The sequence below is a fragment of the Streptomyces sp. NPDC029041 genome, assembly GCF_040637515.1.
Lineage (GTDB): Bacteria > Actinomycetota > Actinomycetes > Streptomycetales > Streptomycetaceae > Streptomyces.
Genome location: NZ_JBEZWO010000009.1, coordinates 275,308 through 293,661 on the forward strand (window position 1 = coordinate 275,308; position 18,354 = coordinate 293,661).

Annotated in this window: 13 protein-coding genes; 7 read left to right on the forward strand and 6 right to left on the reverse strand. The window is 69.4% G+C overall.

Translation table 11 applies throughout. The features are described from left to right. Positions 1–17: 17 nt before the first annotated feature. From AB0F04_RS25060 to AB0F04_RS25075, 4 genes are read right to left on the reverse strand one after another with little or no spacing between them, the layout of a single operon-like run. Positions 18–1,094 (reverse strand): amidohydrolase family protein, encoded by a 1,077-nt coding sequence (locus AB0F04_RS25060; RefSeq protein WP_362044721.1) that lies wholly within the window; start codon positions 1,092–1,094, stop codon positions 18–20. After that, a complete protein-coding gene (locus tag AB0F04_RS25065) occupies positions 1,091–2,212 on the reverse strand; it encodes an FAD-dependent oxidoreductase (protein WP_362044723.1) in 1,122 nt (373 codons plus the stop codon). Before AB0F04_RS25065 ends, AB0F04_RS25060 begins: the two co-directional genes overlap by 4 nt. A gap of 22 nt (positions 2,213–2,234) precedes the next feature. Next, positions 2,235–3,200, reverse strand: a complete 966-nt coding sequence (locus AB0F04_RS25070; protein WP_362044725.1) for a cyclase family protein — start codon at positions 3,198–3,200, stop codon at positions 2,235–2,237. After that, a complete protein-coding gene (locus AB0F04_RS25075; RefSeq protein ID WP_362044726.1) occupies positions 3,197–4,192 on the reverse strand; it encodes a fumarylacetoacetate hydrolase family protein in 996 nt (331 codons plus the stop codon). Before AB0F04_RS25075 ends, AB0F04_RS25070 begins: the two co-directional genes overlap by 4 nt. A gap of 130 nt (positions 4,193–4,322) precedes the next feature. Here AB0F04_RS25075 and AB0F04_RS25080 point away from each other — a divergent pair, with 130 nt between their 5' ends. The 4 genes from AB0F04_RS25080 to AB0F04_RS25095 all read left to right on the forward strand — a co-directional run bounded on the left by AB0F04_RS25080 (position 4,323) and on the right by AB0F04_RS25095 (position 8,616). Beyond that, complete coding sequence (locus AB0F04_RS25080; RefSeq protein ID WP_362044728.1) at positions 4,323–5,264, forward strand: LysR family transcriptional regulator; 942 nt, start codon at positions 4,323–4,325, stop codon at positions 5,262–5,264. A 311-nt stretch (positions 5,265–5,575) separates the two neighbouring features. Further along, positions 5,576–6,862, forward strand: a complete 1,287-nt coding sequence (locus AB0F04_RS25085) for an MFS transporter (protein WP_362044730.1) — start codon at positions 5,576–5,578, stop codon at positions 6,860–6,862. Between the two features lie 150 nt (positions 6,863–7,012). Beyond that, positions 7,013–7,714, forward strand: coding sequence for an EthD domain-containing protein (locus AB0F04_RS25090; RefSeq protein WP_362044732.1), 702 nt, complete (start codon positions 7,013–7,015; stop codon positions 7,712–7,714). 251 nt (positions 7,715–7,965) lie between these two features. Further along, positions 7,966–8,616: a TetR/AcrR family transcriptional regulator gene (locus AB0F04_RS25095; RefSeq protein WP_362044734.1), complete on the forward strand. Its 651-nt coding sequence runs from the start codon at positions 7,966–7,968 to the stop codon at positions 8,614–8,616. 277 nt (positions 8,617–8,893) lie between these two features. Here AB0F04_RS25095 and AB0F04_RS25100 read toward each other — a convergent pair whose 3' ends face one another. Continuing rightward, positions 8,894–10,624 (reverse strand): glycoside hydrolase family 6 protein, encoded by a 1,731-nt coding sequence (locus AB0F04_RS25100; RefSeq protein ID WP_362044736.1) that lies wholly within the window; start codon positions 10,622–10,624, stop codon positions 8,894–8,896. Between the two features lie 1,144 nt (positions 10,625–11,768). On the opposite strand from AB0F04_RS25100, the gene AB0F04_RS25105 reads away from it, so the two are divergent. Continuing rightward, the gene (locus AB0F04_RS25105) at positions 11,769–14,684 is read left to right on the forward strand and encodes a glycoside hydrolase family 48 protein (protein WP_362044738.1); all 2,916 of its coding nucleotides are present in this window, start codon (positions 11,769–11,771) and stop codon (positions 14,682–14,684) included. Between the two features lie 286 nt (positions 14,685–14,970). Next, positions 14,971–16,107 (forward strand): cellulose binding domain-containing protein, encoded by a 1,137-nt coding sequence (locus AB0F04_RS25110; RefSeq protein WP_362044740.1) that lies wholly within the window; start codon positions 14,971–14,973, stop codon positions 16,105–16,107. A 139-nt stretch (positions 16,108–16,246) separates the two neighbouring features. Here the strand turns inward: AB0F04_RS25110 and AB0F04_RS25115 are convergent, their stop codons facing one another. Beyond that, on the reverse strand, positions 16,247–17,068 hold the full coding sequence (locus tag AB0F04_RS25115; protein ID WP_362044742.1) for a hypothetical protein: 822 nt from the start codon (positions 17,066–17,068) through the stop codon (positions 16,247–16,249). A gap of 211 nt (positions 17,069–17,279) precedes the next feature. Here AB0F04_RS25115 and AB0F04_RS25120 point away from each other — a divergent pair, with 211 nt between their 5' ends. Then, positions 17,280–18,302 carry a LacI family DNA-binding transcriptional regulator gene (locus AB0F04_RS25120; RefSeq protein WP_362044744.1) on the forward strand — a complete coding sequence of 341 codons (1,023 nt, stop codon included), beginning with the start codon at positions 17,280–17,282 and terminating at the stop codon, positions 18,300–18,302. Positions 18,303–18,354: the final 52 nt, after the last annotated feature.

The window sequence follows — 18,354 nt, forward strand, 5'->3', positions numbered from 1 at the left end:
TCCTCCGGTGTGGGGGGTCAGGTCAGGCGCAGCAGCGCTGTCGCGTTGCCACCGCGCACGGCGTGGAAGTCGTCATCGGGCAGGCGTGCGGCGCGCAGCGCGCCGACGGGGTCCTCGGTGCCCATGTCGAAGGGGAAGTCGGAGCCGAGCAGCACACGGTCCGCGCCGACCGCGCCGATCAGTGCCCGCAGGACGTGCGGGTCGTGGACGAGGGAGTCGAAGTACAAGCGCTTGAGGTAGCTGCTGGGCAGGTGGGCGCAGCCCGCGCCCGCGTCGGAGCGGGACGACCAGGCATGGTCGGAGCGACCGATGTGGGTGGGCAGGTAGCCGCCCCCGTGCGCGGCGATCAGCTTCAGCTCCGGGTGCCGGTCCAGCACCCCGGAGAAGATCAGGTGCGAGAGGGCGACGGCGTTCTCGGTGGGCTGGCCGACGGTGTTGGACAGGTACCACTGGTCGAGGCGCTCGTCGAGCGTGCAGCCGAAGGGGTGCAGGAAGAGGAGCGCGCCCGTCTCCTCGGCCCGGGTCCAGAAGGGTTCGTACGCAGGGTCGGACAGCTCGCGGCCCGGTGCGTGACTGGAGAACTCCACACCCAGAAGGCCCTGGTCCAGGGCATGCTCCAGGGCCCGCACGGCCTGCTCCGGATGCTGGAGGGGCGCGAGACCGAGTCCCCGCAGCCGGTCGGGCGCCTGTGCGCAGTGCGCGGCCGTCGCCTCGCCCGCGAGCCGGTGGAGCTTCTCGGCCGTCTCCTCGTCGGCCCAGTAGTGGTAGTGCGACGGGGACGGGCTGACCAGCTGGACGTCCACGCCCTGCGCGTCCATCGCGGCCAGCCGCACCGTCACGTCGGTCATCATCGGGATGCGCTCGCGGACCATGGGGCCGTTGACGGCGAGGGCTGCGGGCCCGTTGCGCCGGGCGTCGAGGGCCCTGGCCTCCGCCTGTGCCGGCAACTCCGACACCAGCGCCTCGACCCCGGGGATCAGGACGTGCGCGTGTACGTCGACGGTCGGGGAACGGCGCGCGGCAGCGCTCGGCGTGGGGCGGTGGTCGGGCTGGGGGCACCTCCCGGAGAAGTCTGAGGCCGGGAGGGCCGTCACGGCAGCTCCTTGAGAGGGGTCATCGTGGAGTACATCAGCCCGGGCACGTCACCGCGGACGCCGTCGAGTTGCCACTGCCCGATCTGGACGGATGCTTCGACGACCGACCGGACCCGATCGATCCGCCGTTCGTAGTAGCCCCTGAGCAGTTCCTCGTCCCACTCGGATCCGCTGGTCAGCATCTGGGACAGCACCCAGGCGTCCTCCAGCGCCATCGCCGCACCCTGGGCGATCGTGGGCGGGCAGCAGTGCGCCGCGTCACCGACGAGGACGACCCGGCCCCGGTGCCATGACCCCTCGACCAGCATCCGTTCGAACCAGGTGTAGTTCACCTGCGCCGGGTCGGTGATCGAGTCGCGGATCTCGTCCCAGGCGCCGCCGTAGCCCTGCGAGAGGCGGCGCATCTCCTGCGCGTAGGACTCGGGCGGGATCGTGCCGCGGTCACGGCTGGGCTCCACCAGGTAGGCGTAGATGGTGTCCTTGCCGGTGGGCGTGTATCCGGCGATGTAGCAGGGCCCGCCGTGCGCGAGGTCGCTGCGCTCCACGCCGGCCGGACGAGGTGCCGGGACACGCCAGATGCCCATGCCGGTCGGCTCGGGTCTGGCGTCGATTCCGATGGCGGCGCGGGTCGCGGACTGCAGGCCGTCGGCAGCCACGACGAGGTCGTAGCGGCCCTCGGTGCCGTCACTGAGGCGGACGGTCACCGACGTCCCGTCCTGGGTGAGGATCTCGGCGGTGGTGCCGAGCCGGACGTTCGCGCCGGATGTCCGGACCGCGTCGACGAGGATGCGCTGGAGCACCGGGCGCTGCATGCCCAGGGTGGCGGGGAGGTCGCCGCCGCCGGTGCGGACCGTTTCCATGACGCGGAGCACGGTACCGTCGGGCGCCGTATGCCCCAGGGAGTCGGAACAGTGGCCCTGTTCGCGGACCTCGTCCCAGACGCCGATCTCTCGCAGTACGCGCAGGGCGTTGCCCTGAAGGGTGATGCCGGAGCCGTGTACGTTCCAGTCCTCCTTGACCTCGACGAGGTCGACGTCGATGCCCGCCCGCCGCAGCAGCACGGTCATGACATTGCCGGAGGTACCCCCTCCGATGACCAGGACTCTCTTTCCTTCCATGACCAACTCCTTTGTTGGCAGGTCACTTGACGGCGACCGGATTGACGGGGGAGCCGACGGCTCCGGTGATGGGCAGAGGCGCGGCGGTGAGCCAGAACTCGTACACGCCGTCGCGAGCGCAGTCGTCCGCGAGAGCGTCGGGGTCCCACATCTCGCCGATCAGCAGGCCCATGTGGGGAATGGCGACCTGGTGCAGCGGCTGGAACGCGCCGTCGAACTCGTTCGGCCGTACCTCGAAGCCCCAGGTGTCGGTGGCGATCGCGGCGATTTCGGTGCGGTGCAGCCAGCCGGCGGTGCTGAAGGACAGACCGGGAGAGTCTCCGCCCGCGTAGTCGCCCCAGCCCTCGCGGCGGGCTCGCGACAGCCGGCCGGTCCGGACGACGACCATGTCCCCGCGGCCGACGGACACGCCATGGGCCTCGGCCGTCGCGGTCAGGTGCTCCTCGGTGATCGCGAAACCGTCCGGAAGTTCTCCGGATCCGTCGCCGATCGTCCGGCCGACGTCGAGGAGGACTCCGCGTCCTGCGACGTACGGCGCCATGTGCTCGATACCGGTGACGAGGTCGCCGTCGGAGGTGACGACCTTCTCGGCCGCCCGCCCGTTCCACGCCTTACCGTGGTCGAAGATGTGCCCGAGCCCGTCCCATTGGGTGGAGCACTGCAGCGGCATCGTGATCACGTCGTCGGCGCCGCCGATGCCGTGCGGGAAGCCCTGGTTGCCCAGCGCCGCGTCGGTGCCGGTATCGAGCATCGTGTGCACGGGGTTGGTGCGCCGGCGCCAGCCCTTCTGCGGCCCGTTCATGTCGAACCGCTGCGAGAGTGAGAAGCTCACGCCCCGCCGCACCAGCACGGCGCCCTCCCGGCGCTTGGCCTCGTCGAGGAAGTTGAGCGTGCCGAGGACGTCGTCCTCACCCCAACGCCCCCAGTTGGAGTACGCCTTGGCGGCCTCGGAGATCGCTCCCTCGGGGTTGTGGCGGTCCAGGCTCATGACGTCTCCTCCGCCACACAGCGGGTGCGCTGCACGCCCAGCCCGGTGATGGAGCCCTCCATGACGTCGCCGTCGCGCAGCAGCCGGCCCCAGTGCATGCCGTTCCCGGCCGGGCTGCCGGTGAGCACCAGGTCACCGGGCAGCAGTCGGGCGGTCCGGGAGATGTACGCCACCAGCCGGGCGATCCCGAAGAGCATGTCCTTCGTGGACTCGTCCTGCATGGTCTCGCCATTCAGCTTCAGCGTGACCCGCAGGTCGCCGGGATCCGCGATCGACCCGGCGGGCACGATCCACGGGCCGAGCGGGGTGAAGCCGGGGGCGTTCTTGCAGCGCAGCCAGTCGGTGCCGATGGCCTTCATGTCCCGGCGGAAGACGGTCGCGCGGTCGGTGAGGTCGTTGGCGATGGTGTAGCCGGCCACGTACTCCAGCGCCTCCTCGACCGTCACCCGGTAGGCAGGCTCGGCGATGACGGCCGCCAACTCCAGCTCCCAGTCCGGTTGTTCGGCCCAATCCGGAAGGGCGACATCGTCGAAGGGGCCGGTGATCGCACTGGGCAGGCCGATGAACACGTACGGCAGGTCCTCGGCCGCCCGCCGGTCCATGACCGCGGCGATCTCCGCGCGCGCCTCCTCCACGGTGCGCGGGTCGTCGGGGGAACGGTGGGCGACCTCCAGGTCGATGACGTGCTGCCGGTAGTTGGCGCCGGACTGGAAGACCTGGCGGGGCTCGACCGGCGCGTGCACCCGCAGTCCCTCCAAGGGGTTCCAGTCGGCCGTCTTATCGGCCGCGAGCTCGTGCAGGCGAGGGAGCATCTCGTCCCAGCGCTCGAGGATCCCCCGGGTCGTCAGGGACGGCTCTCCGAGGGCCGTGCGAAGATTCAGCACGCGCCCCCCGGGGATCACAAGACCGGGGAAGGACGCCTGGTCAGAGGCAGAGAGGACGCCAAGGGCGAAGGGTCCGGAGAAGGACGCGGAAGCGGCTGCGGGTTTCACGGGAATGTCCTCCAGATTGCGGTGCGACCAATGTGACCGCCACCGCGTAATCTGGGAAATCGATTCTTTAGATGTTGATCATCCGTGGCGCGAATACCGCCGCCGCAAGCGTCCTAGCTCTGGAGGCGTCGTGTCCCTCTCCGGCCTCGATCTCAATCTCGTCCTGTCCCTGCGGGCTCTGCTGGAGGAACGCAACGTCACCCGCGCCGGGCAGCGCGTCGGGCTCAGTCAGCCGGCGATGAGCGCGGCCCTGGCCCGGCTGCGCCGCCACTTCGACGACGACCTGCTCTCGCGCGTCGGCAGACAGTACGAACTGACCGCCCTCGGGCGCGCTCTGCTGGACCGCACCTCGACCGCCTGCGACCTGCTGGAACGGGTCTTCAGCAGCAGGGCCGACTTCGCCCCGGGCAGCGAGGAGCGCGAGTTCACCCTGCTCACCTCCGACTACGCCCTCGCCGTGTTCGGCGCCGAGCTCGCCCGGACCGTGCACGCCGAGGCCCCCGGGGTACGGCTGCGCTTCCAGCGGACGCCCATCGACGTCACGGAGGACACGGCACCGCTGCTCAGCACGGCCGACGGGCTGCTGATGCCGCGCGGCGTCATCAGCGGTTTCCCCGCCGTCGACCTGTTCACCGACCGCTGGGCCTTCCTGGTCGCCGAGGCGAACGACGAGGTCGGCGACCAGCTGACCATGGACGACCTGGCACGGCTGCCCTGGGTCATCTACCAGCGCGCCTACGACGCTCCGGCCGCCCGTCAGCTGAGCATGCTCGGTGTCGATCCCCGCGTGGAGATCTCCGTCGACAGCTTCCAGGCGCTGCCCTTCCTGGTCGCCGGCACCCGCCGGATCGCCCTGGTGCAGCAGTGCCTGGCCGAGCTGCTGCGCGGCGTGGCCGCCGTGCGCCTCATGGAACCGCCCTACGGGGCGGTCCCCCTCCAGGAGGCACTGTGGTGGCACCCGGTGCACACCCACGACGCGGCCCACATCTGGCTGCGCGAGACCGCGGCCCGCGTAGGAGCGGAGCTCGCCGCTTCCCAGCCCGGCCGTATCGCCACGGCCGCACCGGGATAGCGGGCTCCTGCAGGTACCCGGCATCCAAGTCCCGGATGATCCACATCTTCGATATCGATCGGACGGGGGCTAGGCAGGACCTGCCCGTTGGCCCATAGTCGTCTCAACCCGACGCCGGGCCGCACCTATGACCCGCTGACCGAGCCGCACCTTCACCCGCGCCGGGCTCGCACAGGCGCCCGACGAGCCGGCCCGCCGGCGACGCCCAGCCGCATCGGCACCGCTGTCACGTGCTGCCACGGACACCGGGTGGCCCGACCGCGACGGCCGCGCCGTTCCATTCCCTCCGACACGCCCCGTGGAGTTCCCGCATGCCTGCATCCGTGCCCCCGCTCCCATCCCCACCGTCCGAGGCTGTCGCGGACTCCCCGGCCGAGCAGACCGTGTCCGGTCCCGGCCACCGGCTTCGCCTCACGCTGCTGATGGCCGGCGCCTGTCTGCCCATCCTCGGCGCCGTGCTCATCGCCCCGGTCCTGCCGCAGATGCAGGACCAGTTCGCCGACGTGCCGGGCGTCGACGCGCTCGTCCCCATGGCCCTGACGATCCCCGCCCTGTCGCTGGCCCTGCTGGCCCCCTTCGCCGGCGTCCTGGTGGACCGGCTCGGCCGCAAACGCCTCCTGGTCACCGCCACTGTGCTGTACGCGATCCTCGGCACCGCGCCCCTGTGGCTGGACTCCCTCGGCGCCATCGTCGCCAGCCGCGCCCTCGTCGGCGTCACCGAAGCCGCCATCATGACCTGCTGCACCACCCTGATCGGCGACTACTACTCCGGCCGGCAACGCGACCGCTACCTCGCGATGCAGACGATGTGCGCCGCGATCTCCGCGACAGCCTTCTTCGTGCTGGGCGGCGTGGCCGGATCGGCCGGCTGGCGCGCACCGTTCTGGGCCTACGCCGTGAGCCTGCTGCTCGCTCCCGCCATGGCCGCCTTCCTGCCCCGGCCCCGACCCGACGACCACGCCGGCGCCCCCTCCCCCACCGTCTCGGAACCGATGGCCAGGCGGCCCTTCCCCTGGCGTCCGCTGGTCGGCACATGCGCGCTGACGGTCTTCGGCGCCGTCCTCTTCTACACCCTCCAGGTGGAGATGGCGTTCCTCCTGGACGACATGGGCGTGACCGAGAGCGGCATCATCGGGCTGGCCACCGCCATCACCAGTGCCGCGATCGTGGTCGGCTCCGCCACGTTCGCCAAGGCCGGCCGCAGCCCGCAAGCCTGGCTGCCCACCGCCTTCGGCCTGTGCGCCCTCGGCTTCGCGGTGGTCTGGCTCGCTCCCAACCCCGTCGTGCTGACCCTCGGTGCCGTGATCACCTGCCTCGGCGGCGGCATCATGCTGCCGAGCCTGCTCACCCTTGCCATGTCCAAGCTGGAGTTCGCCGACCGCGGTCGTGGCATCGGGCTGTGGACAGGTACCTTCTTCCTCGGTCAGTTCCTGTGCCCGCTCGTGGCACTCGCCCTCACCTCAGCCGTCGGCACCCTTGAGGGCGCCATGGGCGTACTCGCCCTCGCCGGGGCCGTCGCCACCGCCGCACTCGGCCTCGCGGCCCGGCGTCGCCGGATCGGCGCCGGCCCGGAACCGGTCCAGCAGTTGGCTGGCTGACCTGCTACGGCGCTGATCCGCCGCGAGAACCGCACACCCTCGGGATCGGCATCGCGGCCGTCCCCGCGATGCCGATCACACCACTCGTGCCACTCGTCCCACCGGAGATCCATGCTGAACCTGATCGCCGCCATCCGTCGCAAACCGGGCATGACTCATCGGGCATTCCTGCACCACCTCCACCATGTGCACGGATCCCTGGCCGCCGCGAACCCTCTCCGGATTCGGCGCTACGTCCAGAACCACGTCTTCGACGCGTCCTTCGGCAGCGAGGGGGACCTGACATACCTGACCGAGTTCGGCCGGGACTCCGTCACCGAGCTGCGCTTCGAGAACATGGAGGCGCTGACCGCCACGATGTCGGACCCGTACTCGCGCGAGGTCATGGGCCCCGACGGCGCCCACTTCAACGACCTGCCCAGCGCCCTGGCCCTGCTGACCCGCCCCGCGGTACTCATGGCCCCGCCGGCATCCGACGCGGGCGAAAGCCGCGTGAAGGTACTCCATTTCGTCCACAAGTCCGGAGGACCGGTCCCGGACGACGTCACCGAGCGGTGGCAGGCCGCCCACGAAGAGGTGCTCGACGCCGAGGAGCCCCAGGCCAAGGTGCTGCGGGGATACGTCCAACACCGCGGGGTGCCGGGGGCCGGGAGGGCGCTGCGCCATTTCGGCGGCGGGGGCGAACCCGCGTACCTGGGAGTCGCTGCCCTGTACTACGACTCCCAGGACGAAGCGCTGACCCACTTCCCCTCGTACGAGCGTTCACTGCGAGAACGGTCCGCCGAGACCGGCGGCTTCCACGACCCGTCCCGCTCCTTCGCCCTGTACAGCCGCGAGGTGACCATCTTCTGAGCCGCCGGTCACTTACCTAACCGGCGGTTCGTGGCCGTACCGGCAGCCGGAGCGGGGTGGGCCGAGTGGGTGGTCATTTCGCTGCCTCCTGCGGGCGGTTGCCACAACAGGACGCGGTTGTAGCCTCACGGTCCGGAACCGCCTCCTGCAACCAGGTCTTCGTCGTCGGCAGCCCCGACTGGACGCCGTACCAGGAGAATCCGAATTGTTCGAGTGACTCCATCGAGCAATCAAGTCGGTATGGTAGGTGCATGGCTCACGTCTCAGCGGCCGAGCGCCGCCCTCAGTTGATCAAAGCAGCCATCGAACTCATGGCGAGAGAGGGAGTCGCTGCCGGAAGTACCCGTGCGATCGCCGCCGAACTCGGCGTCGCGCAGGCCACGGTGCACTACACGTTCGGCACGAAGGAGGATCTGTACCGTGCCGTCATCCAGCACCTGACGCAGGAGATGGAGAGCCAGGTGCGGCAGGCCGCACCGGTCGACGCCGGCTTCGAGGAAACCGTGGGAGTGCTTGCCTCCGCCTTGTGGCGCACGGTGCGTGACCAGTCGAAGAGCTATCAACTGCTCACCGAACTGACCATGTTCGCGCTCCGGTCGCCCCACCTCCGAGAGGCCCTCGAAACGCACAACCTCGGTGTCCTCAGCGTGACATCGGAGCTTGTGACAGAAGCCGCCGAGCGCGCCGGCCGGCAGCTCGCACAGCCGGCGAGCACGGTCGCGCGGTTCTTCCTCGCCGGGTTCGACGGACTCGTGCTGCAGCACCTGACGCACCCCGACGACGAGGCGGAACTGTCCTGTCTCCAGGCCCTGATCTCCGCCACGCTGGCCCTCGCCAGCGGTGGCGTGGAGATGGTCGCCGTACCTCGTGACCTCATCGAAGGGGTTCAGTCGAGCGGTTGATCCGCTTCGGCGGGGGTCGCTGGCCGCGTGAAGGGTGACGGCGGGTGCACATGAGCACGTGTTCGGGTCGGGTGGCCCCCGGATTGCTGCCGGGCTCGGCATCTCGGTCGGCACCACGCAGTCCGCACCGGCACGGCGAGCTGCCGGCTGAGCCACCGGCGGCGGGGCGCGTGCCGGCCGGTCCGGACAAGCCGCGCTGCCGATGCAGACGCGATCCGCCGGTGCCCCGGCCCTCAGGGAGGGCTGGGCACCGGCGGACGCTCACCGCGTCAAGGGTTTACGGAAGCGGCGGGTAGGCGTTCTGCATCAGCTGCCTGAACTGGGCGGAGAACCAGTGTCCCGCCACGGGCGCGTTCGCCAGTGAACCCGTGGGGTTGTTGCCGTTGCGGGGGTTGCCGCCGTAAGTCGGGTCGCACATGCGGTCGAAGCCCTTGCCCTCGTCGTTGGGGATGGCGCTGCTGGAGCCGTCGGACTCCCCCGGCGGCTTGACCCACACGTAGGCGTCGATGCCGGCGGCCGGTGCCGCGGTGGGCCGTTCGCCGAGGCCGGCGCCACTCTGGTTGCACCAGTTGCCGGCGTGGATGCGCCGGTCGATGCGGCTGCCGTTGACGTAGTCGTCCACAGAGGTCATCGGTCCGGGGCCGGTGGGCCGGGCGGTGCCGCCCCAGCCGTTGCGGGACGTGTCGATGAGCATGCCGAGGCCGGAGTGGAAGCCGGCCGCGACGAGCTTGTCACGCAGCGCCTGGGCGAAGGACTGCTCGTCCGCGTACTGGTTCCAGTCCAGCCACTTGGACTGACGTACGGTCTGCCCGCTGACCGTGTCGGTGATCTTCAGGTACGGCTCCTTGGTCGGACTGTAGTTGGCGGTGTTGACGATGAACCCGGCCACGTCGTTCACGCTCGCGCCGTTGGTGGTTGCGACCTTGTGGAACTGCTGCACGGCGGGGCCGAGGTTGCTGTCCCAGCCGAGCCAACCGTGGTGTGCGGCGTCGATGTAGTTGTAGACGTTCGGGATGGCGCCGAGCTTGTCGAGGGCGTAGGAGACGCCCTTCTCATAGTTGCCGTTGCTCTTCATGGTCACGCACGCGTCGGTGGTGGTGGGGGTGCCGCCGGCGTTGGTGACGAGGTTGGGCAGTGAGTCGGGTTCGATGATGGTGGCGATCCTGAGGGACGCGTACTTCGAGTCGGAGAGGATCGAGGCGATGGGGTCGATGTACTGGGTCCTGTACTTGTCGATCTCGTCGGGCTTGAGCTCACCGTTGGAGGCGAGGGCGGCGCAGTCGCGGCCCGGGAGGTCGTAGATGACCACCTGGATGACGAGCTCGCCGGAGCCCTTCTGCTTCAGGGCCTCGTCGAGGTGGGCGCGCAGACCCATGCCGCCGTTCACGCCGTCGATCGCGGCGATCCGGTCCATCCAGACCGCGGTGGGCTGGTTGGAGATACGGCTGCCGCCCGGTTCTGCGGCGGCCTTCGCGGACCACTCCGGGTTCACATAGACCTTGGCGCCGGAGTACGGGTTGCCTGCCTTGGGCCCGGTCGGGCCGGGGTCCGTCGGGCCCGGGTCGGTCGGGCCGGGGTCGGTCGGGCCGCCGTCGACGTTGCAGGTCACGCCGTCGAGGGTGAACGTGGCCGGGATGGCGTTGGTGCCGCTGTAGCTGCCCTGGAAGCCGAAGCTCACTGAGCCGCCGGTGGCGAGCGTGCCGTTGTAGCCCTCGTTGGCCGCGGTGACGGCGGTGCCGCTCTGGCTGATCTTCGAGTTCCAGAAGTTGGTGATCTTCTGGTTGCCCGCGTACGACCACTTCACCGACCAACCCGACTTGGCAGCCGCGTTGTTGGTGATGGTGACGGCAGCGGTGAAGCCGGTGTCCCACTGGTTCTGCACCTTGTAGTCCACCGTGCAGGGTACGGAGGCGGTGGCGGCACCGGCCGGTGCCGAGAGAAGCGCAGCCCCTGAGCTTCCGGTGAGCAGCGCGAGGGCGGCGAGCAGTGAGGTCCTGGTGCGACTCATGAGTGTGGGTTCCTTCTCCTTCGGCATTCTTCTACTGATCACGGCCGCGCAGGAGGTTGCGCGGTCCGATGGCGTGCAGGGTGGGCGTAGCGTCGTGGTTCGAGACCGGGGACGGGGCGGAGGAGCGGTGCCGGGTTCCCGCTCCGTCCCAGGTGGGGCGGTTTGCGGTCGCCGGACCACTCATGACCTTGTCGGTGAAGCCGTGTGGGGAGGTGCGCGCACCGATCTCTCGCGCCACCAAAGGCACGTGCGCGGCGATGGGAGCGAGCGGGGCCGGCCGCCCGCTCTCGTCGGTGCGGATGTCGGAGCAGGTGTCGCTGGTGTGGACGCGCCGGGGGCGACCGGATTGCCCGCCGGGCCGGTGGGCTCGTGCAGTAGCCACAGATCGGAGTTGCCGGGGTGTGCCGGTCCACCCGCCAGGATCACGTTCCTCGCTCTGATGCCGCCGGTACTTCCGCACGTCCGCGGCACCGCAGGTCGTGCGGTCCGGGCACGACTCACCGAACGGGTCGGCATGGACCACGATCTCGCGTGATCCGGTGTGATGTCGGACAGACCGAGTCGACGCTCCTGGCTGCCGGTCGGCTCGGAGCCCTCGTTCATGGCGGGCGCCGTCGTGCCGGAGCGGGACCAGACGGTGTTCCGGTCCTGGGCGGGCTTGCGACCGTCGGCGAGAGTCGAACGGCTCTGTCCGACTGTGCGACGGGGCGGACTTGTCGGTGCTTTGCGCTGATCCGTGGAAGCCGTTGTCCCCCTGGCCGTGGACGGTGTGCTCCCTCGGCCAGGGATGCACTGCTCCCTGGGCCGAGACCATCGGGACGGCCGTGGTGGCGACGAGCGTGTCGGCGCCCGCAACGGCTGATAACGAAGGTGGGGGGTGTCGCATGAGCGACTCCTTGCAGTTGAGCGCGTCGTGACCGGCGCGTCGCCTGATTGGAACCGCTCCCACTGGTGCGAAGGAAGGTAGCGCCGAGTGGCGCGGTTGCCCAGAGGTGCTGCGAAACTTTTCGTGAACCAAGCGATTTTGTGCCTTCGACTCTTCAAGCGCCTTGACCGCCACTGCCCGCATCCCCATGATGGGAGCGCTCCCACTGGCCAAGACTTGTCCTTCCCCGAGCCGCAAGCCGCTAGGAGGAACCAGTTCATGGATCCCGGACGCAAACGCAGAACCGTTCGGCGGGTGTGGACCGCCGTGGCGACCGCTTTAACCCTGCCCCTGTCGTTACTGGCCACGGGTTCGACTTCGGCCCAGGCGGCCGCACTTCGGTGCAGTGTCGACTACAAGACGAACGACTGGGGCTCCGGCTTCACCGCGGACCTGACGATCACCAACCGCGGTACGGACGTCATCGACGGCTGGACCCTGACCTACAGCTACACGGGCAACCAGAAGCTCAGCAACGGCTGGAACGGCACCTGGTCCCAGTCGGGCCAGGCGATCACCGTGAAGGACGCCGGCTACAACGGGCGGATCGCCGCCGGCGCCGCCGTGTCGACCGGCGCCCAGTTCAGCTACAGCGGCACCAACGCCGCCCCCGCGAACTTCGCGATCAATGGCACCAGCTGCACCGGCGCCCACCAACCACCCATCACCGTGCTCACCAGCCCGGCGGCCGGCGCCGTCTACACGCAAGGAGACGAGGTACCGCTCGCGGCCACCGCAGCGGCCGCGGACAACGCCACCATCAGCAAGGTCGAGTTCTACGACGACACCACACTGCTGGGCACGGATACCACGGCGCCGTACTCGCTCTCGGCCTCAAGTTTGACCGTGGGCAGTCATTCACTCGTCGCGAAGGCCTACGACAGCCTCGGCGCGTCCGCGTCGTCCACGCCCGTGGGCATCACGGTCGCCTCAGGGCCCACCGTGGTCGCGACGCCCACCCAACTGGGTATCCAGCAGGGCAAGACGGGCACGTACGAGGTGAAGCTGTCGAAGCAGCCGTCCTCGAACGTCACCGTCAGCACGGCCCGGACGGGCGGCAATTCAGGTCTGTCGGTGACCGGCGGCGTCTCGCTCACCTTCACGCCGCAGAACTGGAACACGGCGCAGAAGGTGACCATCACCGCCGACAGTTCCGGTACCGGCGCGGCGACTTTCGAGTCGACGGCCCCCGGCCACGCGAAGGCCTCGGTCACCGTGACGCAGCTGGGAGCGACGAAGGCGTACGACGCCCGTTTCCTGGAGCTGTACGGCAAGATCACCAACCCGGCGAACGGCTACTTCTCCCCCGAGGGCATCCCCTACCACTCGATCGAGACGCTGATCGTCGAGGCGCCGGACCACGGCCACGAGACCACCTCCGAGGCCTACAGCTACCTCCTGTGGCTCCAGGCCATGTACGGCAAGGTCACGGGCGACTGGTCCAAGTTCAACGGCGCCTGGGAGATCATGGAGAAGTACATGATCCCGACCCATGCCGACCAGCCGACCAACTCCTTCTACAACGCGTCCAAGCCGGCCACGTACGCGCCCGAGCTGGACACGCCGAACGAGTACCCGGCGAAGCTCGATCCGTCCGTCGCGGCAGGCCGGGACCCGATCGCGGCGGAGCTGAAGAGCGCGTACGGCACGGACGACGTCTACGGCATGCACTGGCTGCAGGACGTCGACAACGTCTACGGCTTCGGCAACTCGCCGGGCAAGTGCGAGGCGGGTCCGTCGGACACCGGTCCGTCGTACATCAACACCTTCCAGCGCGGCGTGCAGGAGTCGGTGTGGGAGACGGTGCCGCAGCCGACCTGCGACGCCTTCAAGTACGGCGGCAAGAACGGTTACCTGGACCTGTTCACCGGTGACGCCTCCTACGCCAAGCAGTGGAAGTTCACCAACGCCCCGGACGCCGACGCGCGTGCGGTGCAGGCCGCGTACTGGGCCGACATCTGGGCCAAGCAGCAGGGCAAGGGCTCGGCCGTCTCCGCGACCGTGACCAAGGCCGCGAAGATGGGCGACTATCTGCGCTACGCGATGTACGACAAGTACTTCAAGAAGATCGGCAACTGCGTCGGTCCGTCCACCTGCCCGGCGGGTACCGGCAAGGACGCCTCGATGTACCTGCTGTCCTGGTACTACGCGTGGGGCGGCGCCACCGACACGAGTGCCGGCTGGGCCTGGCGCATCGGCTCCAGCCACGCCCACGGCGGCTACCAGAACCCCCTCGCGGCCCACGCACTCGCCAACTACGCGCCGCTGAAGCCGAAGTCGGCGACGGGGCAGGCGGACTGGGCCAAGTCCATGGACCGGCAGCTGGAGTTCTACCGCTGGCTGCAGTCGGACGAGGGTGCCATCGCCGGTGGCGCGACCAACAGCTGGGCGGGCCGGTACGCGACCCCGCCGGCCGGGAAGCCGACCTTCTACGGCATGTACTACGACGAGAAGCCCGTCTACCACGACCCGCCGTCCAACCAGTGGTTCGGCTTCCAGGCGTGGTCGATGGAGCGGGTCGCCGAGCTGTACCAGCAGACGGGGAACGCCCAGGCCAAGACCGTCCTGGACAAGTGGGTCAAGTGGGCGCTGTCCAAGACCACGTTCAACCCGGACGGCACCTACCGGATCCCGTCGACACTGCAGTGGTCGGGCCAGCCCGACACCTGGAACGCCTCGAGCCCCGGTGCCAACAGCGGGCTGCACGTCACCGTCGCCGACTACACCAACGACGTCGGTGTGGCGGCCGCGTTCGCCAAGACCCTGACGTACTACGCCGACCGGTCCGGCGACACCGAGGCCGCGTCCGCGGCGAAGAAACTGCTGGACGGGATGTGGACCAACTACCAGGACGCCCTGGGCATCGCCGTCCCGGAGACCCGCACCGACTACAACCGCTTCGACGACGGTGTCCACATCCCGAGCGGGTGGACGGGCACCATGCCGAACGGTGACGCGATCAACTCGTCGTCGACGTTCGACTCGATCCGCTCCTTCTACAAGAGCGATCCGGCCTGGTCGAAGATCGAGTCCTATCTGAAGGGCGGGGCCGCCCCCTCCTTCACGTACCACCGGTTCTGGGCCCAGGCGGACATCGCCCTGGCCATGGGCTCGTACGCGGAACTCCTCGAGTAGCCCCCCGCTGAGGCCCGCGTGCGCGACCCCGTCACAAGGCGACGGGGTCACCCGCCGGGCGGCCCCCACCCCCTGGGGGCCGCCCGGCGCTCAGGCTCGGACAGCGGTCGAGCCACGTCCCACCCGCCGCTACCTGCCGCTTTGGAAATCCCCTCAGGACACCGAAGTCCGCCTCCTTGTCAGGAACATGACCCTCTTCTACAGTCCCAGCGAGGCCTCTGCTTGGGAGCGCTCCCAATTCCCTGCGGAAGCCCTCGTCCCCCCACATCCCCCGCGGAGGACCCGCATGCAACCGTCACGTCATCAATTCCGCAGGACGCACGCGCTCTGCGGTGCGCTGCTGACCACGCTCGTCGCGCTGGCCGCCCTGCTCACTGGCGCTACGGCCTCTCAGGCCGACACGACGATCTGCGAGGAGTTCGGCTCCACCACGATCCAGGGCCGTTACGTCGTACAGAACAACCGCTGGGGCACCAGCGCCACCCAGTGCATCTCCGTCACGGACTCGGGCTTCAGGATCACCCAGGCCGACGGCTCGGTCCCGACGAACGGCGCCCCGAAGTCCTACCCGTCCGTGTACAACGGCTGCCACTACACCAACTGCTCCCCCGGCACGAAGCTCCCCGCACGGCTGAGCTCCATCGCCGACGCTCCCACGAGCATCTCCTACAGCTACGTGGGCGGCGATGCCGCGTACAACGCCTCGTACGACATCTGGCTGGACCCGACGCCCCGCACCGACGGCGTGAACCGGACCGAGATCATGATCTGGCTCAACAAGGTGGGCCCGATCCAGCCCATCGGCTCCCAGGTCGGTACGGCGAGCGTGGCCGGACGCACCTGGCAGGTGTGGTCGGGCAGCAACGGCTCCAACGACGTGCTCTCCTTCGTCGCGCCGTCGGCGATCGACAGCTGGAGCTTCGACGCGATGGACTTCGTCCGGCAGGCCGTCTCGCGCGGACTGGCGCAGAACGACTGGTACCTGACGAGCCTTCAGGCGGGCTTCGAGCCTTGGCGGAACGGCGCGGGACTGGCGGTGAACTCCTTCTCGTCAACCGTCAACCTCGGCGGCGGCACACCCGGCCCCGGAACTCCCGGCGGACCCGCGGCATGCAAGGTGGCCTACGGCACCAGCGTGTGGCAGGGCGGCTACACCGCCGATGTCACCTTGACCAACACGGGTTCCTCGCCGGTCAACGGCTGGAAACTCGCGTTCACCCTGCCCGCGGGGCAGACGATCACCAGCGCGTGGAACGCCGGGATCTCTCCGTCGTCGGGAGCGGTCACGGCCGGCAACCTGGCGTACAACGCATCTCTTGCGCCTGGCGGCCAGGTCTCCTTCGGCTTCCAGGCCTCTTACAGCGGCGGCTTCGCCAAACCGGCCGCCTTCAGCCTGAACGGCACGCCCTGCACCACCGCGTGATGTATTCACCATGACTCGCCTGACCCGAGCGCCGGTCGGCCGGCTGCCCCACTGCCGAGCACACACCGGACCCGAGTCGCATCCGCTCACCCGGGACCCGCCCGCCAGGCTCGTGCCTGACGGGCGGGTCCCGTCTTTCTCATGAGACACCCGTCTCCGACTGTTCGAGTACGTTCCACCCGCGCACACGGTGGACACGAGCGGTCTTCGGGTAGGAGGTCTCGGCGTCCGAGCGTGGGCCGATCTCGAACAGGTCGATCATCAAGAAGAGCGGGTAGGCGGGAGACTGACGCGTCCGCTTCACCATGACGCCCTCGCAGCCGATGATCGTGCCCGATGGCCCCCACACAGCCGTCCAGGTGTGGGGTTTCGAGGCGTCCAGGGGAAGGGCGACTTCCGTCATGTCGGTTGTCAACCGGCTGTCCGAATGCGCTTTCACCCCGCACCTGGCGTGACTCCGCCCCTCACCGACGGCATCGGCGTCGATCTCGAAGACACAGATCTCACCGCTCTCCCCCTCCGACAGATGCTCCGTGCCCACGAGCCACGCCGCGAGCATGCATCCCTCGTCCACGCTCGCGCTCACCGTCACCTCCACCCGCCCGGCCGTGGGCGCCCAGAGCAGCCGCTCAGGGGTCTCCGTGCGGACGACGAGTCCGTCGGAACGGTGTCGGTGTGTTCCCCGGTGAGAGCCCACCGGGCCGGAGAAGACCCCGGTCTGCACGTTGGACACGCGCAGGGGAGCGTCCTCCTCTCGCCAGTCCGGCTGCTCGGCGTCGATACGCAGCCGCAGCCCCGAACCGTCGATGTCGTAGCGTGCCCGAGACCGCTCGGGTGACGTCCAATGGGGCAGATAGTGATCGACCCAGCGATCCTTCCTGAGCCGCGGAACGGCGAAATCGTCCTCGAAGTCGGGCTCACGAGCCGGAGACGCGGGGAGCCACAGGCCATCTTCACCCATGCCACCATCGTCCCAGACGACAGCCGCCGCCGTTTCGACGCCGCTCTCCCTGTGCGCGGAACGAACCCGGCGATGTGCACGGCGCATTCACTCATGAATGAGGCGAACCAGGCGTCGTCACCTGGCCGACAGAGCACGGGTCACGCCTGGAAGCCGTGTGCCCCGTTCCTTCACCCCGTAAGATCGGATGATCTCGTGGGGGGAGGTGGTTATGGGCAGGCGACGCCCCGGTACGCCGACGCTGGAAGAGGTGGCCGCCCACGCCGGGGTGGGGCGTGGCACGGTCTCTCGCGTCATCAACAACGCGGCCGGTGTGAAGGAGTCGACGCGCGAAGCCGTGCAGCGAGCCATCGAGGAGCTGGGGTACGTTCCCAATCTCGCGGCGCGCTCCCTGGCCGGGCAGCGAACCGATGCCGTCGCTCTCGTCCTGACGGAGCCCGACTGGCGCGTGTTCGCCGAGCCGTTCTTCTCGGAGATCGTCCGCGCGCTCGGGGACGCGTTGACGGACACCGGGATGCAACTGCTGCTGACCCTGGTCCGCTCGGACACCGAGCGGGAGCGCTTTCTGGAGTATGCGCGCGGCGGTCGCGTCGACGGGGTCCTGCTGTTGTCGGTGCATGCGGGGGACCGGCTGCCGGACCGGCTTGCCGAGGCGCGGTTGCCGACCGTGATGCTGGGGCGCCGCTCGGGCGACGAGTACGTCAGTTACGTGGACGCGGACAACCTGGGCGGTGCCCGCAGCGCCGTCTCCCACCTGCTGGCACGGGGCTGCGGAACGATCGCCACCATCACGGGGCCGTTGGACATGTACGTCGCCCAGTGCCGGCTGCGCGGCTACCGGGATGCTCTGGCGCTTGCCGGCTTGGGGTACGAGGAGTCCTTGGTGGCCGAAAGCGACTTCTCGGAGGACAGCGGGCGCCGCGCCATGGCGGAACTGCTCGAACGGAACCCGGAGATCGACGGCGTCCTCGCCGCGTCGGACACCACGGCGGCGGGGGCTCTGCAAGCACTGCGCACCGCGGGACGGCGCGTACCGGAGGACGTCGCCGTGATCGGTTTCGACGACTTCCCGCTGGCTCAGCGCACCGATCCGCCCCTGACCACCGTGCGTCAGCCCCTGGAGGAGATGGGCCGGGCCATGATCCGGCTGCTCTTGGAGGACATGGACGAACCGTCGGTGGCCTACCGCCACGTCATCCTCCGCACGCAGCTGCAGGTCCGTGAATCGGCGTGACGAGCGTCGTCGCCCGCCGGGCCCGAGCCGAAGACAGCCGCCACGGGCTCCG

Coding starts and splice junctions, on each gene's coding strand:
- AB0F04_RS25085 (WP_362044730.1), top strand. CDS start 5,576: ATGCCTGCATCCGTGCCCCCGCTCCCATCCCCACCGTCCGAGGCTGTC.
- AB0F04_RS25095 (WP_362044734.1), top strand. CDS start 7,966: ATGGCTCACGTCTCAGCGGCCGAGCGCCGCCCTCAGTTGATCAAAGCA.
- AB0F04_RS25090 (WP_362044732.1), top strand. CDS start 7,013: ATGACTCATCGGGCATTCCTGCACCACCTCCACCATGTGCACGGATCC.
- AB0F04_RS25120 (WP_362044744.1), top strand. CDS start 17,280: ATGGGCAGGCGACGCCCCGGTACGCCGACGCTGGAAGAGGTGGCCGCC.
- AB0F04_RS25105 (WP_362044738.1), top strand. CDS start 11,769: ATGGATCCCGGACGCAAACGCAGAACCGTTCGGCGGGTGTGGACCGCC.
- AB0F04_RS25065 (WP_362044723.1), bottom strand. CDS start 2,212: ATGGAAGGAAAGAGAGTCCTGGTCATCGGAGGGGGTACCTCCGGCAAT.
- AB0F04_RS25110 (WP_362044740.1), top strand. CDS start 14,971: ATGCAACCGTCACGTCATCAATTCCGCAGGACGCACGCGCTCTGCGGT.
- AB0F04_RS25100 (WP_362044736.1), bottom strand. CDS start 10,624: ATGAGTCGCACCAGGACCTCACTGCTCGCCGCCCTCGCGCTGCTCACC.
- AB0F04_RS25070 (WP_362044725.1), bottom strand. CDS start 3,200: ATGAGCCTGGACCGCCACAACCCCGAGGGAGCGATCTCCGAGGCCGCC.
- AB0F04_RS25115 (WP_362044742.1), bottom strand. CDS start 17,068: ATGGGTGAAGATGGCCTGTGGCTCCCCGCGTCTCCGGCTCGTGAGCCC.